Source organism: Paractinoplanes hotanensis (genome assembly GCF_023717965.1).
Classification (GTDB): domain Bacteria; phylum Actinomycetota; class Actinomycetes; order Mycobacteriales; family Micromonosporaceae; genus Actinoplanes; species Actinoplanes polyasparticus.
The window spans coordinates 69423-84689 of the sequence record NZ_JAMQOL010000031.1; the positions used below are offsets into that span (position 1 = coordinate 69423).

The window sequence follows — 15267 nt, forward strand, 5'->3', positions numbered from 1 at the left end:
CCTATAGGTGGGACGCAGGGACTCAGTGGTTAGGTCTTTTGATCTTGGGACGCAGATGACCGCCCCAATTTCTCGGCGAGCAGGACCCCCGAGTCGGCGATCACGCCCGGCCGCGGGTGCCTCGACGGAACCTCGGGCCAATGGATGTGCCCAGCGCGCTGCAGGATGGTCAGAGCGACGTCGAGCGTCTCCCGCCGGAACGCGACGCCCGCGGCCCGTAGCTGGTTCTCCAGGGACCTCGTGGACGCGAACCGCCCGGACATCTCCCAGCCGAGCACCTGGATGACCGCATCGCCGAGCAGGTCCGCCTGACTGCGCTGCACGTCGTTGCCGGCCGCCTTGTCCGGGGCCGAGCAGTAGACCTCGAGCTGGGCGCCGGAGCTGTCGACGTGCAGCGCCCCGGCGTAGAACCAGCCTTCGCTGCTCGCCTTCTCGTCGGTGGAGCAGTGCTGCTCGACCTGGCCGTAGCGGTCCTTCACGACGTGCAGTGAGGACATCCCGTGCCGGCCGCGCCGGATCGGGCTCTCCTTGGACGCCTTGAGCCGGAAGCCGACCCCGTCCACCTCGTCGAGCCAGGCCGTGGAGCCGTAGCCGTGCCGCTCGTCCTGCCGGTCGCGGGCCTTCGGTGGGTGGCCGAGGCTGAGCGGTGTCCCGCCGGCCGCGATGACCGGGGCGGCGAAGTGCGCCCGGTACTCGCCGACCGCCTCAGGCTTGTCCACAGGCCAGCCGTGTTGTGCACAGGCCGCGTTGATGCCGTCGAGCACGGCCAGGGCGACGCCCTTCGGGATCTCCCGGGCGAACTCCCCCGGCCCCTTCCAGCGCCGCGTGCAGTCGAGCCAGACGAACCGCTCGATCAGGTCGTCGATGGTGAGGTCGGGCGCGATCATCCTGATGCGGTCGAGGGTGCCGCCCGGGTCGGCCTCCTCGAAGTGCGCGTAGACCACGGTGTGGCCAGCGCGCAGCTCGGCGACGACGTGCCAGACCGCCCACCACGACTTCCCGCTGGTCGTCGGTGCGATCAGGGTGTGCCAGCGGCCGGGGTACAGCATCTGCCGCGCGTCGCCACGCTTGCCGCCCACCGCGGGCTGAGGCGGCTCGTACGTGCCGTCCAGCCACGGTTTGAGGTCGACGCGCCGGGAGCGCTCGACCGCTACATCTGTAACGGTCGGCGGCTCGTACGGCTCGAAGTCGGCCTCGGTCAGCCCGGCCGCAAAATGGTCGCTGGTGTCGTGCCCGACCTTGGCCCGGACGAACCTGCTCCCTGGGGCCACGATGGTGTCGAGCTTGGCCCGCACCTGGGCCGCCCACCCGTCGCCCGGCTCGTCCCGGTCGACCACGCACACCACCGCGCGGCCGGCAAGCGGCGACACATCCACCTTGTGGAAGCTCGGCGCGCCCTGCGGCGCCGTGGTAGCCACGATGCCGTTGGCCTCCAGCGTGTGGACGTCCTCCTCGCCCTCGACGAGGTAGATCTCCCGGTGTAGAGGCGCGGCCCGCAGCTGGGCCAGGTGGTAGAGCGTCGGCGTGCCCTCGGTGTTCTCCTGCTCGATCCGCTTCTTGCCGTCCGGCTTGTACGACCGCTTGACGGTGCGGCCGTCGTCGTAGACGTACCGGAGCGGCTTGCTGTAGGTGGGCCGCTCGTTGAACAGGTCGGCCAGCGTGAGGTCGAGCGCGGCCACGATGTCCTTGGCCTTGCATCCGTTGCTGCGGCACACGATCAGCACCCGGTCACCCCGGTCGGTGACGCCGAGCGATGGGTCGTGGTCGTCGTGCGCCGGACACGTCGCGGTGACCTGATCGCGGCGTCGGGTCTCGACGATCCGCGCCCCCTGGGAGCGCAGGGCAGAGATCACCCGCTCGAAGGCAGTCTCGATCATGCGCCACCCCCTGGCGGGGTGACAGGTGGCCACTCGCAGTCGAGGCCCGCGACGTGGACCCGGTTCATCAGGTCCTGGGCGAGCTTGTCGCGCACGCCGAGGCCGTAGCCGGCGCCCCAGGCGTCCAGCTCGGCGTCGGTCGGCACCCAGCCCGGGTTGTGATACCGGGCCAGCACTCGCGCAGCGGCCCGGAGCAGGTGCTCTTCAGCTACGGTGGGTTCGGTGGCCGGCCTGTTAGCCGCAGGCCGGGCGCCCCCATCCCGCTCGCTCATGCGGCACCGCCGAACAGGATCGCGCGGACACGCTCACGCTTCTCGGGCGGCAGGTCCGGCAGCTGGGCCGCGACGGCTTTAGCGGCGGCGAGGATCTTGGCGTCGTGAAGCTCCCGGCGCTGCAGGTCGGCTTCGTCTTCGTCGCCCCTGAGAACGGCAACGGCGAGCTTGCTTCGCGCCTGGCCGACCTCGGGGTCGACGTTGCGCGTTCGCGGGGTTCTCGTCTCCCGTGCCACGTCCGGGAGTAGGTCGATGTTGGCCACGCGGGCTCCTCTCGGAGCCGTGACCAGCGCTTATTAGGTACGACGAACTGGCCACACAACCGTGCATCACACGGCTTAAGCGGCTACGCTCGGCACCCTGGTGAGAGACGTTGGCGCGCCTTTCACCAGCACTGGGCCACGGTCCAGCTGAGGCCCCGGCCGGTGGTACTGACTCGCAAGGTTAAGTCACCGAGCCGGGGCTACCTGATGTTGATGAGACCCTAGCTGGCAAAGCCCCTACGGTCTAACAGTAGGCACCCTTTTCGTGGAGCAATTCTCCAGCTGTGGCGCGTGTCACCGGCATATCAATCTCCCCTGATGCGCACCTAGCGTCTTCCCAAGTCAGAACGCTTGTCATCGTCAAGTCCGGGCTCGACACCGCAAGCGGGTCAAATACGTCAACCCGTTGATTCCGTGCGACTTCGTTGATTGTGAGCGACTGTGTTGATCGCATAACCGGTATGCGATAACGCTAGGCGATCAGATATCCCGAATACGGGTTAGAAATAGCCTGTGTGCACATCAGTGCAGCCCCACGCAGCAACGCCATAGCCGGGCAGTGGCGCTACGTGATGTCGACCGTCGAGGGGTCGAACGGCTTGCGGCCCGGGCCGACCGGGAGTAGCCGTACGGTCATCAGCTCACGCAGCACCGACTGCTGACGCCGGACGTTGCCGAGGTCGAGCCACGCCTGCCCCGGGTCGTCCGCGTCCAGGACCTCGCCCAGCGCCGGTTTGCGGCCGGCCCCGGCGAACGTCGCGCGAATCTCGGCCAGCCGGTCGTCGATGATCTGCCGGGTCTCGGCCGCCTCGGCTTCGGTCAGCGTGCCCAGGGCGAACAGCCGCGGCACGGCCTTGCGCCGGTCGCGCAGCTGCTTCGCCTCCTCCTGCAGCGGCCGCAGGTCGGCGGCCGGCGCGGCCAGCAAGTCGGCCAGGTCGGGCCGCCGGAGCCGCTCGAGAACGACCAGCGTGACGTAGTGATCGACCGGCTCGGCGACGCGCGTGATCGAGCACGCCGGGCACTTGTAGATCCGGGCCTGCGTGCCCCGGCTCACGATCCCCCGGTACGTGGCCTTCATCGCCACGTCGGCCGTGCACCGGCCACAGAGGTAGTAGCCGCTGCCGAGCCACCGCAGGGCGTTGTCCCCGGCCGGTCGTCGCCCGGGCGTGCTCAGGATGCTGCGCGCGGCCTCGAAGGTCGCCTCGTCGACCAGGGCGGGCCAGGCCCCGGCGCCGCGGTACTCGCCGAGGTGCCAGCGCTGCCCGGCGTACCGGGGGTTGAGCAGCATTGACCGCAGGCCGGTCGTGTTCCAGGGCTTGCCGACGGTGGTCGTCCAGCCGGCGGCGGTCAGCCCGGCGGCGATGCTCGTGAGGGTCTTGCCGTCGAGCAGCTGGCTGTACGCGTCGCGCACGGCCTGGGCCTCGCCCTCGACCAGCTCGACGCCGTCGTAGCCGAACGCTCGGCGACCGGTAGGCGGTAGACCGCGGTCCGCGCGCTGCCGGGCCTCGCGCACCTGGCGCTCGGACTTGATCTCGTTCTCGCCGGTGTCGAACTCGCCGATGATGCCGGCGATCATCCGGCCCATCGCGGTCGTCATGTCGACCTCGGGGCCCTTGACCTGAACCAGGGAGACGCGCGCGTCGCGCAGGATCTCGAAGCCCTGGGCGCGCTCGACCCGGTTGCGCCAGAGGCGGCCCTGCGACCAGACGTAGATCCGGTCGATCTCTCCACGCTGGACGGCTTCGAGCAGCCGGGCGTACTCGTCACGCTTGCCGACGCCCTTGGCCGGGGTGTCGTTGTCGACGAACTCGCCGACCAGCTGGTCGCCGCGGCTGCGGATCAGCGCGACGCAGTCTTCACGCTGCCGATCGACGCCGAGCTCCTGCCCGGTACGGTCCTGCGAGATCCGGAGGTAGACCGCTGCTCTCATAAGGGGGTAGTCTACGGCACTAAGGGAGCCCGTAGTTGAACTCGTGATTGCCGAGCGTCACCGCGTCGTACTTGAGCACGTTCATGGCCCGGGCCATCGGGTGCTTCTCGCCGGTCGTGGTGATCGGCTCCTGCTTGGCGTAGTAGGTGGCCAGCGGCGTGCCCTGGATGGTGTCGCCCGCGTCGAGCACCAGCGTCGCCCCGGTCGCCTCGGCGCGCAGCCGGTTGACGAGGGCGGCCAGCTTGGCCACGCCGATGTCGTTGCGCGCGCTGTCGTCGTACTCGGCGTCCTTGTAGTAGTCCCAGTTGTAGACGTTGCCGTGGGTGTCGGAGGTGCCGAGCACGGTGAGGCGGTAGGTGCGTTCCGGGTGGGCCTGAGCCACGCCGGCGCCGACGACCGGGGCCGCCACCGAAGCGGCCCCCGCCGCCAGCAGGGTTCGCCGGGAGAGAGTCATGCGGAGCACCATAACCCTCGATATATCCCGCGGTCTCTACATGACCTCGGGCAGCGGGATGCCGAGCAGATCAAGGCCCAGCCGCAGGCTGTCGCCGGTGCGGGCGGTCAATGCGACCCGGCTCGGCGAGGACTGGATCGGGCATCTCTCGTAGAACGTGGAGAACGCCGCAGCCACCTCGTGCAGGTGGACGGCGAGCCGGTGTGGTTCGCAGTGCTCGATCGCGGCCGCCACGACCGGCTCGAGGCCGAGCAGGGCCAGGGCCAGCCGCCGCTCGGCCGGGTCGCCCAGGACGACCGGACCGGGCTCGGCGACGGCCTTCCGCAGCACCGACCGGATCCGGGCCACGGCGTACTGCAGGTACGGGCCGGTGTTGCCGGTCGTGGCCAGCATCCGGTCCCAGTCGAAGACGTAGTCGCCGCGCCGGTCGGCGGAGAGGTCGGCGTACTTGATCGCGCCGATGCCGACCGCGGGCGCGGTGGCCCGGGCGTCGGCCTCGTCGAGCAGGTCGGCCAGCTTGATCGTCTCGCCCGACCGGCTCTTGAGCATCTTGCCGTCGGCCCCCAGGATCGAGCCGAAGCTGATGTGCTCGGCGGTCGCGGCGTCGCCCAGCCAGCCCGCGTCCCGGCCGACGGCGAAGACCATCTGGAAGTGCATGCTCTGCGGGGCGCCGACGACGTAGAGCAGCCGGTCACCCTTCAGGTCGCGCGTCCGGTGCCGCAGGGCCGCGAGGTCGGTCGCCGCGTACCCGAAACCGCCGTCGCTCTTGCGCACGATCAGCGGGAACGGCTCGCCGTCGCGGCCGGTGAACCCGGCCGGGAAGGCGCAGAGCGCGCCCTCGCTCTCGACGACCAGACCCTTGGCGGTCAGTTCGTCGAGCACCGACGCGAGCTGGTCCTGATAGGAGCTCTCGCCCGCGAAGTCGGCCGCGCCCAGCGTGATGCCGAGCCGGTCGTAGTCGGCCACGAACGACCGCTCCGACTGCTCGACCAACCGCTGCCACATCTGCCGGGTGGGCCCGTCGCCGCTCTGCAGCGCGACCACCCGCAGCCGGGCCCGGGTGCGGAAGTCGTCGTCGCCGTCGAACTTGACCCGGGCCTGCCGGTAGAAGGCGGTGAGGTCGCTCAGGCTGAGCTCGCCCGACGGGCCGCTCAGCGCCCGTTTCGGAGCTAGATCGGCCATGTGCTCGATCAGCATGCCGAACTGGGTGCCCCAGTCGCCGAGGTGATTGACCCGGACGACGTCGTGGCCGGCCCACGTGAACAGCCGGGCCAGGGCGTCACCGATGATCGTCGACCGCAGGTGGCCGACGTGCAGCTCCTTGGCCACGTTGGGGCCGGAGTAGTCGATCACGACTCGCTGCGGCTCGACGGGCGGCGGAGCGACGGGCTCGGCGAGCAGCGCCACCAGCACGTCGTCGGCGACGGTGAGGTTGAGGAAGCCGGGGCCGGAGATCTCGGCCTCGGCCAGGCCCGCGAGGTCGGCCCGCGCGGCCACCTCGGCGGCGATCTGCCGCGGGGCGCGGCCCAGCTTGCGAGCGAGGGCGAGCGCCGCCCCGGACTGGAAGTCGGCGTGCTGCGACGCCCGCACCACGGGATCGACCGGCTCGCCGGCGACGGCCTCGAGGGCCACCGCCAGCCGGGCGGCGAGGAGAGCTTCGAGATTCATGATCAAACCCATCGACGTACGCGGATGACGGGTCGACCGGGTCTGCGGGAGGCATCCGGCGGGATCGACCCGCCGGGGAACAGCAAGAACTCAGCGGCGGCCGTGAAGAGGCCGGCGTCGCTCGCTGAAGGTCTGCATGGGCACACAGTAACGCACGCGGCAAGATGAGAACCGTGACGATGCCGTTGTGGGTGACGGGTGAGACGGGGCTGCTGCGGCTGCCGTCGGGACGGTCGGTGCGGGGGCGCGGGCTGCGGGAGCCGATGCCGTCGGGGCATCCGCCGACGTTCGGGGTCTACCTGCTGGGCTCGGCGCCGGCCGAGTTCGGATGGGTCAGCCGGTGGATCCGGTGGCCCGACTTCCGGCTGCCGGGCGATCCGGCGTACGCGGGAAGGGTCTTGGAAGAAGCTTGGCAGCGCGCCCGGACGGAGCGGGTCGAGATCGCCTGTGGCGGCGGGCGCGGGCGTACCGGAACCGCGCTGGCCTGCCTGGCTGTGCTCGACGGGGTGCCCGCGACGGAGGCGGTGGCGTACGTCCGCGAGCACTACCACCCGCGTGCCGTCGAGACGCCCTGGCAGCGCCGGTTCGTGCGGGACTTCCACGCGCCCAAGAAAACGGGGCAGTGATCAGAAGCGGCCATTACGCTGGAGCAGCATGCCGTCACCCTGGGGGACTCATGATTGTCGTGGAGCGCACGCTTGCCACCAATGTCGCCCCTGGTGTGGCGCTTGATTATCTGAGCGACTTCGGCAACACCGCGGTCTGGGATCCGGCCGTGCGGCAGACCACCCGCAACGACGCCGGGCCGATCGCACCGGGCGCGAGCTGGCACCAGACGTGCCGGCTGCTCGGCATCACCACCGAGATGACGTACACGCTGGTCGAGGTCGCTGCCGGGCGGCTGGTCTTCCACGGGCGCAACGAGGGCGCCACCTGCATCGACACGGTGGCGGTGCGGCCGGCCGGCACGGGCAGCGAGGTGACGTACCGGATCGAGCTCGAAATGCACGGGCTGGCCAAGCTGGCCGGCCCGGTGATCAGGATGGAGTTCGAGAAGCTGGGCACGGCCGGCGCCGGCGCTCTCGCCGCGGCCCTCGACCAGCTCGCCCCCGGCGCCCGCGCCGCCGAACTCCAGTTCCCCGCCGATGTCCCGCACTCCCCCACGCTCCCGGCGCGCAGCCAGGAGGCCCAAGCCTGACGAGAAGCGCCTCCTTTGTGGAGTGCGCTCCCCGTAAAGTCTGTCTCAGGCGCGTGTCGCGACGATCTGCAGGTAGGTGGACGGGATGCGGGCCGTGCCGTCGGTGGCGGTGTTGTAGCGGCCGGCCAGCGACACCAGGTCGTCGTACAGCGGCTTGCCGCCGTCCGGGCCCAGCGCTTCGAACGCTTTCAGGGTCGGGCCGTAGTGCTCGCGGAAGTAATCGGCGAAGTGCTCGGGCGTGGCGAACCGGAAGACGAAGTCGTGCCGCTCGGTGCGCAGGTCGGTGACCCGGTCGCCGAAGAGCTCCCGGACGCGTTCCTCGCTGCCCCACTCGACCGGGCCGCGGATGCCGGGCGGCGGCGGGACGCGGCGGCCGACGGTCCGGAACATCTCGCCGATGAAGCCGTCCGGCGTCCAGTTGGCCAGAGCGATGGTGCCGCCGCTGCGGCAGACACGGGTCAGCTCGGCCGCCGTACGCTCCTGGTCGGGAGCGAACATCGCACCGACCACCGACACCACCGCGTCGAAGCGGCCGTCCGTATAGGGCAGGTCCTCGGCGTCCGCGACCTCGGTGGTCAACGGCAGTCGCTCGGCGTCGGCCCGTTCCCGCGCCCGGGCCAGCAGACCCGGCACGTAGTCGGCGGCCGTCACCCGGCAGCCGCACCGTGCCGCCGCGATCGAGGCGTTGCCGGTGCCGGCCGCGACATCGAGCACATCGGCCCCGGTCGAGAGGTCGGCCGCCTGGATCATGTCCTCGGCCATCGGATGGATCAGGGCCGCCACCGCGCCGTAGTCGCCGCTCGCCCAGGTCTTCTGCTGCTTGGCCTTCAGGCCCTCAAGTACCAGTTCGCTCATGTCTTCGACGGTAGAAATCCGGGCTACCCAGCACATGGGGAGAGCTCCCCATGTTGGCCGCACACTCCCCCTACAGAAGACCGCGGTCGCGGGCCTCGGCGGCAGCGCGGCCGCGCGACGAGACGCCGAGCTTGGCCAGGACGGCCGAGACGTGGTGGTCGACGGTCTTGGCCGAGAGGGTGAGGCGTGCGGCGATGCCGGCGTTGCTCAGCCCCTCGGCGATCAGCCCGAGCACCTCCTGCTGGCGGCCGGTCAACCCGGTCGGATCGGCGGCGGTGGACGGGCGCGGGCCGCGGGGCACCCGCAGGCCGCGTTCCCGCAGATCGGTCCGCAGGCGACGAGCCGGACCGACCGCTCCCAGGCGGTCGAAGACGCGCAGCGCCTCGGCCGCCGCGGGGGCATCGCCGTGGGCCAGGCAGCAGGCGGCCAGGTAGGTGCAGCCGCGCTTGGACCAGGCGTCCGCGGCGGCCCGCCAGTCACCGTCGATCAGCAGGCGGAACGGCTCCGCCGCGACCGCCGGGGCCGGCGAGCTGTCACCGCAGCGCCACTTCCAGAAGGCCAGCTCGCCCGAGAACCACGGATGGCCGATCCGCACCGCCATCTTCAGGCCCCGCTCGGCCTCCTGCGCGGCTCGCACCGGATCGCCGGCCAGCCAGTACGCCTCGGCCAGCGCGATCGCGGCCGGGCAGACGAACTGGGCCTCCTCCGTCGGGTAGCCGCGTTCCGCGGCATCGCGGGCGTCGTCCAGCGCACCCGGTTCGTCGCGCCGGGCCCGCAGCATGGCCCGGGCCGCCACGGCCGGCACCAGGCCGCCGCCGTGCATCGTCGGGCCGGCCAGCGCCTGCCCGGCGTCGTCAGCCGCGGCCGCCCAGTCGCCTCGGGCCAGCAGCAGGCGGGCGCGGTGACCGAGCAGATGGCGGTGGTAGCCGTCGAGGTCGCGGGCGGCCAGGAACGGGATGATCCGGTCGAACGTCTGCTCGGCGATGTCGAAGTCGTAGTTGTCGACGGCGTTGCTGGCCAGGTTGACCAGGGCGCGTCCGGCGGAGTCGTCCAGCCCGCCCACGGCCACCGCCAGGTCGTGCGCGCGGCGCAGCTCGGCCATGCCGACCAGGTCGCCCCGGTGCAGCCGCGCCGACCCCAGGTTGATCAGCGCGTGCACCTCGGTGTCCCGGTCGTCGAGGGCGCGGGCCAGCTCGAGCGCGCGTTCGCCCCAGGCGATCGACCGCACGTTCTCGTCGCCGAGCATGAACAGCTGGGACAGGTTGCTGTAGGCGGCGGCCAGCTCGGGGCCGGGCGGCTGCGTCTCGAGCACCTCGACCGACCGGAAGCCGTAGTCGCGGGCCTGGTCGGGACGGCCGTTCCACCAGCTCAGGCGGGACATCCAGCGCAGGTTCAGGCCGATCGCGACGGGGTCGCCGAGCTCGGTGCGCAGGGCCAGCGCGGCCTGGCAGGCGTCCAGCGCCTCGGTCAGCCCGCCGTGATAGGCGGCCTGCACGTACTCCTCGAGCAGTCCGGCGCGCTCGGCCGCGGGGCGGTCGGCGGCCAGCGGCAACACCCGGGCGTAGTGGGCCGCGGCCTGTTTGTGGGCGCCGACGGAGGCGGCGCGGCGGGCGGCGACGGGAGTCCAGCGCAGGGCGGCCACGGTGTCACCGGCGTGGTGGGCGTGGTGCACAAGGCGGGCCGGGTCGACCGAGCCGGCCGCCTCGAGGACGCTCAGGATCTCGGCGTGCAGGGCCTGACGGCGTACGGGGGAAAGACTCTCTTCGACCGCGCGGCGCAGCAACTCGTGGCGGAACGCGACGCCGTTGCCGCGAGCCGTCAGCACCCCGCGGTCGAGGCACTCGTCGACCTCGGCCAGACGGTTGCCCAGCAGTTCCAGGCCGGCCCGCGACGGCACCACCGACACCAGGTGCGCCACCTCACGGGCGGGCGGCGTCAGCGTGGCCAGGCGGCTGAGAACCAGGTCCTGAACGGTCGGCGGCACACCCTCGGCCGGCGCCGCGAGCACCTCCGTGACCAGCAGCGGGTTGCCACCGGTGACCGCATGCACGTCGGTGGCCCGCCGCCCCGCCCGGCGCGCCAGCTCGGCCACGGCAGCCGCGGTGAGCGGCGGCAGACCCACCCGGCGGATCAACCCCGGCGGCAGTCCGGCCAGGACGGTGCGCAGCCGATGGTCGGGGCCCACCTCGTCCTCCCGGTAGGTGATCACCAGCAGGGCCCGGCAGAGCGCGAGCCGCCGGCCCAGGAACGCCACCATGTCGAGCGTCGCCTCGTCGGCCCAGTGCAGATCTTCCAGCACGACCACCGGACGGGCGGCCTGCGGCGGCCGGTCGAGCGCCTCCAGCAACAGGTCGAAGACCTCGCCGCGGGACCCGTCGCCGATCCGCTCGCGCAGACGCCCGCCGAGCCGCCGGGCGATGTCGTGCAGCGGCCCGAGCGCGCGCGGCGTGAGCAGCGGATCGCAGGCGCCCCACAGCATCTGCGCGCGCGGCCCGGCGGCCTCGGCGAACGCGGCGGCCAGGGTCGACTTGCCCGCGCCGGCCTCGCCGCTGACCACGGCGACGCGCCCACCGGCGGCGCAGCCGGTGAGCAGGCTGTCCAGGGCGGCGAGCTCGGCCGAGCGCTCCAGCAGCACCGTCACACGCTCAGGCTAGACAGGCGGCTCAGCGCCTGCCTAGCGACTATCGGACAGCCTCACTGCCCCGGAGGGTGAGGTAGCCGCTTCCTCGGGCTGAAGGGTGACGCGGAGAACGGCCGTCCGGATCAACGGCCGTCCGAGCCGTACGGATAGAGGCCCTCGATCGTGACCGGCAGGCGGCCCGGCGCGGGAGCCTCGCCGCGCAGCACCGCCGCCAGCGCGGCCAATGAGGGCGGCTGGTATCCGTACGCGGCCACGAACGTCTTCGCCGAGGGGAAGGAGGCCAGGTCGTACGGGGTGCCGACGGCGGCCACGACGATGGGCTTCCCGGTGGCCAGCAGGGCCTCGACCAGTCTGGGCTGGGTGGGATCGGACCACGCGTTGAACGTCGTGACCACGGTGACGTCGGCCTCGCGGGCGGCCGCCACCGCCTGGGCGATCAGGGCGTCGGACGGCGATCCGGTGTAGAGACTGGTCGCGCCCAGGGCCGCCGCCAGCGTGGTCGTGGTGGTCGCTCCCCAGCCGGTCACCAGCACCTTCTGCCCGGGGCGGAGCGGGAGGGCGGCCGAGCGGAGCGTGGTGATCGACCGCCGGGCGATGCCGGACATCGTGGTCAGGGCGGCCGGTGTGCCGACCGTGGGCGGCTCGGACACGTACGGACGGGTGGTCTTGGTCTTGAGGATGCGGCGCACCGACTGGTCGATGCGACGTTCGCTGAGCCGCCCGGACGCGACCGCGTCGAGCAGGATACGGATGGCGCCGGGGACGCTGCGGGGCATCAGCAGTTGATCGACCCCGGCCCGGACGGCGCCCAGGATCACTTCCTCGTCGGTGTAGTCCTCGAGCGCGGCCGCCTCGAGCGCGTCGGTCACCACGACACCGTTGAAGCCGAGCCGCTCGCGCAGCAGGCCGGTGATGATCGGCTTCGAGAGGCTGGCCGGGGCGCCGCTGGGGTCGAGCGCGGGCGCGACGATGTGGGCCGCCATGATGCTTTGCGCGCCGGCCGCGATGACCGCCCGGAACGGGGGCACATGGGTCCGGAGGATCTCGGCGCGGCTCTGGTCGGTGACCGCGACGCCGTTGTCGGTGTTGACCGTGGTGTCGCCGAGACCCGGGAAGTGTTTGGCCGTGGTGCCGATCCCGGCCGCGCGGTATCCCCGTTCGGCGGCGGCGCCGAAGGCCGCGACGTGCGCCGTACGGTCGCTGAACGCCCGCACCCCGTCGGCGGCGTTCCGCGGGTTGGTGTTGACGTCGACCACCGGGGCGTGGGTGACGGTGATGCCGAGCGCCCGCAACTCGGCCCCGCTCACCTTGGCCGCGTCCTGGGCCGTTCGCGGGTCGAAGGTGGCCCCGACGGCCATGTTCCCGGGCGAGATCGCCAGCGGCGCCCCGATCCGGTTGACCGTGCCGCCCTCCTGGTCGGTGCTGATCTGCAGCGGGATGCCGGTGTCGCCCAGCGCCGCACGCTGCAGACCGTTGGACAGGGCGGCGATCTGCGGCGGGTTGCTCAGGTTGCCGCTCCAGGTGAAATAGATGACCCCGCCCAGGTGGTAGGTCTCGACGGCCTGGGCGGGCGTGGCCACCCCGGGGCCGAACATCGCCTCGTTGGCGGCCGACGCGCTGGCCGCGCTGTCGCCGTAGACATACGAGACGATCATCTGCCCGACCTTCTCGGGCAGGCTCATGGCCGCGATGCGCCGGCCGAGCTCGTCGTGGGCCCCGGCCGGGGTGGCGATCGAGGCCACGGTGAGCGCCACCGTCGAACAGAGCGCGAGGATGCGGCGAGTCATGCTCCCATCGAAGCGCGGCTATCCATCCGGGTCAATCCGAAGACGTCCTCGGCCAGGTCGAGGGCCTTGATCCAGGGGAACGGGGCGTCGCTGCCGGGCACCCAGCCGTCGACCGGGCCGAACAGCACCCGGACCCCCTCGGCCCGCAGTTCGTCGAGGGAGCGGCGGAACGGGCGGCGGGCAGCCAGCGGCTCGTTGACCGCGGGCACCACGACCGTGGGGACGCCGCGGCCGATCACGTCGGCCATCGAGCTCAGTGGGTAGGTGTCGGCGATGCCGTTGGCCAGCTTGTTGATCGTGTTGAAGGTCGCCGGGGCCACGATCATGGCATCGGCCGGCGGCGAGATGCGGGTGCCGTCGGCCGCGAACTTGTACGTGGTGCGGATCGGCCGCCCGCTGACCCGGGCGACCTCGCTCGGGTCCATGAACTCGAGGGCGTTCTTCGTCGCCGTGACGTCGACCGTCCAGCCGCGCCGGCAGGCCTCCGCGATCAGGTCGAGCACTCCCCCGGCGGCCGATCCGCCGCAGACCACCACCCGTAAATCACCCATGGTTACGATTCTCCTGGATTGTCGGTGCCCGCCGCAGGTTCTTCTTCGGAACGAGGCGGCGGCGTGGCTGTCGCGTTGTAGGAGCGATAGGTGAGCCAGAGGGCCACCACTGCGGCCACCGCGGCGGCCACACTGGAGAGTTGGTCGGCCCGGGTCGGCCCGAGCGCGGCCACGAAGACGGTGACGGTCAGCAGCACGAGGACGCCGAAGCCGGCGGTGCGCACCCGCGGCGAGGGCGGCCCGACACCCCGGTAGCGCAGGATCAGGTTGAAGGCCGCCTCGACCAGCACGATCGCGGCCGTGACGAGGATCGGGACCTGCCAGGCGTCGATCTCGACGTCGTTCATCCCAGCGCTCCCTGCAGATCCTCGATGAACCGCTGGGTGAGCGGCTCTCCCTCGTGGAGGTAGCGGCGCATGTGATCGGCGAACGACTGGGAGAAATCCGCGTACCGCTTGTGCATCGGCCGCGGACGGGCCGACTCCACCGCGAGCCGGATGTCGTAGAGATGCGGGAGCGCCTCGCTCAGGCCGGGGTCGATGTAGGCGCCGAGCCCGGTGGGCGCGAAGCCGTACTTGGCCAGATGCAGCTGCGAGGAGGCGCTGGTGAGGAAGTGGATCGCCTCCTCGGCCGCCGCCCGGTTCTCGCTGGCGGCCGAGACGGCCAGGCTCTGCCCGCCGATGATGCCGATCGGCAGGCCGCCGATCCGGATCTCGGCGGTCTCCTTCTTGGTCCGCTCGGCGCGGTCGATCGCCGGGTACGACCGCGGCCAGTTGCGCATGTACCGCAGGTCGGACCGCTGGAACGTGCGGGTGGTGTCATCCTCGCCGGCCTCGGTGCGCACCCGCTTCGCCTTGATCGCCGCGGCCAGCGGGCCGACCGCCTCGCGCCACTGGCCGAGGCTGAACGAGAGCGTGCCGTCGGCCGCCAGGATCGCCTTGTCCTGCGCCAGCGCGTGCTCGAGGACGTTGATCACGAAGGCCTCGTCGGTCTGCGGGCCGACCGTCCGCAGCTGGCCGACGAAGGTGCTGGGCGAGCGGGCCAGCACGTCAGCCAGCTCGGGCTTCTCGTCGGCAACGGCCTTGTCGGTGATCCGGCGGTAGAGCATGCCGACGTCGGTGTTGAACGGCAGCGCCCAGAAGTCGTCGGAATCGGGTCGCGCGCTGAGCCGCCGCACCATCGGCAGCAGCTGCAGCTCGCCGCGCGGGGCGATCGGGACGATGCGGCCGTCCTCGGCGAAGCGCGGGATGTGGATGACGTCGAGGTTGAAGATGTCGGCCTTGGTGCCCAGGAACGTCTCGTACTGGTCGCGGGTCGAGCTGTTGACCTCTTTGAGCTCGATGCGGGCGCCCGGGTTGAGCTCGTTCCACATCGTCACCAGCAGGCGGCGGCCGCCGGTCGGATCGGCGCCGGAGGCCAGGGTGAGCTGCACCGATTCGCGACGGGTGAGCACGTAGCCGGCGGCGGCGGAGAGGGTGCCCGCCGTGAGCACGCCGGCCAGGAACGACCGTCGTGAGTAGAGCTCCGTCATGCACGCCCCTCCGTTTCGCGCCTACCCACCGTACCCGCTTGATCGCCCTCGCGTGATCCCGGTCACTCGCGGGCCGCCGGGCCGGGTCACCTCCGGCGGCGAGGGCGCCCAGTCCGCGGTCCGACAGGCCCTGACGGTCTGAGGACTTTGGTCCCACCCGGGTCGGGCGTGATGGCCCGGGTGCGGACCCCTTCGTCGGAGGACTCTCGGAGGTGAGAGAAAACGACGAAGGAGGCAGAG

General features: G+C 71.7%; 13 protein-coding genes and 1 pseudogene. 2 read left to right on the forward strand and 12 right to left on the reverse strand.

Annotation, left to right across the window (positions count from 1 at the left end):
* Positions 1-29: 29 nt before the first annotated feature.
* The 6 genes and pseudogenes from LXN57_RS22825 to argS all read right to left on the reverse strand — a co-directional run bounded on the left by LXN57_RS22825 (position 30) and on the right by argS (position 6464).
* Positions 30-1877, reverse strand: coding sequence for a hypothetical protein (locus LXN57_RS22825; protein WP_251800209.1), 1848 nt, complete (start codon positions 1875-1877; stop codon positions 30-32).
* Entirely contained in the window at positions 1874-2149 is a 276-nt protein-coding gene (locus LXN57_RS22830) for a hypothetical protein (RefSeq protein WP_251800210.1), read from the reverse strand. Before LXN57_RS22830 ends, LXN57_RS22825 begins: the two co-directional genes overlap by 4 nt.
* Positions 2146-2412: a hypothetical protein gene (locus LXN57_RS22835; RefSeq protein ID WP_251800211.1), complete on the reverse strand. Its 267-nt coding sequence runs from the start codon at positions 2410-2412 to the stop codon at positions 2146-2148. Before LXN57_RS22835 ends, LXN57_RS22830 begins: the two co-directional genes overlap by 4 nt.
* Before the next feature lie 565 nt (positions 2413-2977).
* Positions 2978-4342: a recombinase family protein gene (locus LXN57_RS22840; protein ID WP_251800212.1), complete on the reverse strand. Its 1365-nt coding sequence runs from the start codon at positions 4340-4342 to the stop codon at positions 2978-2980.
* Positions 4343-4364: 22 nt separating this feature from the next.
* Positions 4365-4808, reverse strand: a pseudogene (locus LXN57_RS22845) (metallophosphoesterase); the annotation flags it as partial.
* Between the two features lie 24 nt (positions 4809-4832).
* On the reverse strand, positions 4833-6464 hold the full coding sequence (argS, locus tag LXN57_RS22850) for an arginine--tRNA ligase (RefSeq protein ID WP_251800213.1): 1632 nt from the start codon (positions 6462-6464) through the stop codon (positions 4833-4835).
* Between the two features lie 164 nt (positions 6465-6628).
* Here argS and LXN57_RS22855 point away from each other — a divergent pair, with 164 nt between their 5' ends.
* Positions 6629-7090, forward strand: coding sequence for a protein-tyrosine phosphatase family protein (locus tag LXN57_RS22855; protein ID WP_438872901.1), 462 nt, complete (start codon positions 6629-6631; stop codon positions 7088-7090).
* 50 nt (positions 7091-7140) lie between these two features.
* The gene (locus tag LXN57_RS22860; RefSeq protein WP_251800214.1) at positions 7141-7662 is read left to right on the forward strand and encodes an SRPBCC family protein; all 522 of its coding nucleotides are present in this window, start codon (positions 7141-7143) and stop codon (positions 7660-7662) included.
* Between the two features lie 45 nt (positions 7663-7707).
* On the opposite strand, the gene LXN57_RS22865 is transcribed toward LXN57_RS22860, so the two are convergent.
* The 6 genes from LXN57_RS22865 to LXN57_RS22890 form a co-directional block, all read right to left on the reverse strand.
* The gene (locus tag LXN57_RS22865) at positions 7708-8517 is read right to left on the reverse strand and encodes a class I SAM-dependent methyltransferase (protein WP_251800215.1); all 810 of its coding nucleotides are present in this window, start codon (positions 8515-8517) and stop codon (positions 7708-7710) included.
* 70 nt (positions 8518-8587) lie between these two features.
* Positions 8588-11158, reverse strand: a complete 2571-nt coding sequence (locus LXN57_RS22870; protein WP_251800216.1) for an ATP-binding protein — start codon at positions 11156-11158, stop codon at positions 8588-8590.
* A gap of 122 nt (positions 11159-11280) precedes the next feature.
* Positions 11281-12945 (reverse strand): glycoside hydrolase family 3 protein, encoded by a 1665-nt coding sequence (locus LXN57_RS22875; RefSeq protein ID WP_251800217.1) that lies wholly within the window; start codon positions 12943-12945, stop codon positions 11281-11283.
* The gene (locus LXN57_RS22880) at positions 12942-13496 is read right to left on the reverse strand and encodes a flavoprotein (protein ID WP_221376397.1); all 555 of its coding nucleotides are present in this window, start codon (positions 13494-13496) and stop codon (positions 12942-12944) included. The genes LXN57_RS22875 and LXN57_RS22880 overlap by 4 nt, the downstream gene beginning before the upstream one ends.
* A gap of 2 nt (positions 13497-13498) precedes the next feature.
* Positions 13499-13843, reverse strand: coding sequence for a hypothetical protein (locus LXN57_RS22885; protein WP_251800218.1), 345 nt, complete (start codon positions 13841-13843; stop codon positions 13499-13501).
* The gene (locus tag LXN57_RS22890; RefSeq protein ID WP_251800219.1) at positions 13840-15027 is read right to left on the reverse strand and encodes an extracellular solute-binding protein; all 1188 of its coding nucleotides are present in this window, start codon (positions 15025-15027) and stop codon (positions 13840-13842) included. Before LXN57_RS22890 ends, LXN57_RS22885 begins: the two co-directional genes overlap by 4 nt.
* Between the last annotated feature and the right edge of the window lie 240 nt (positions 15028-15267).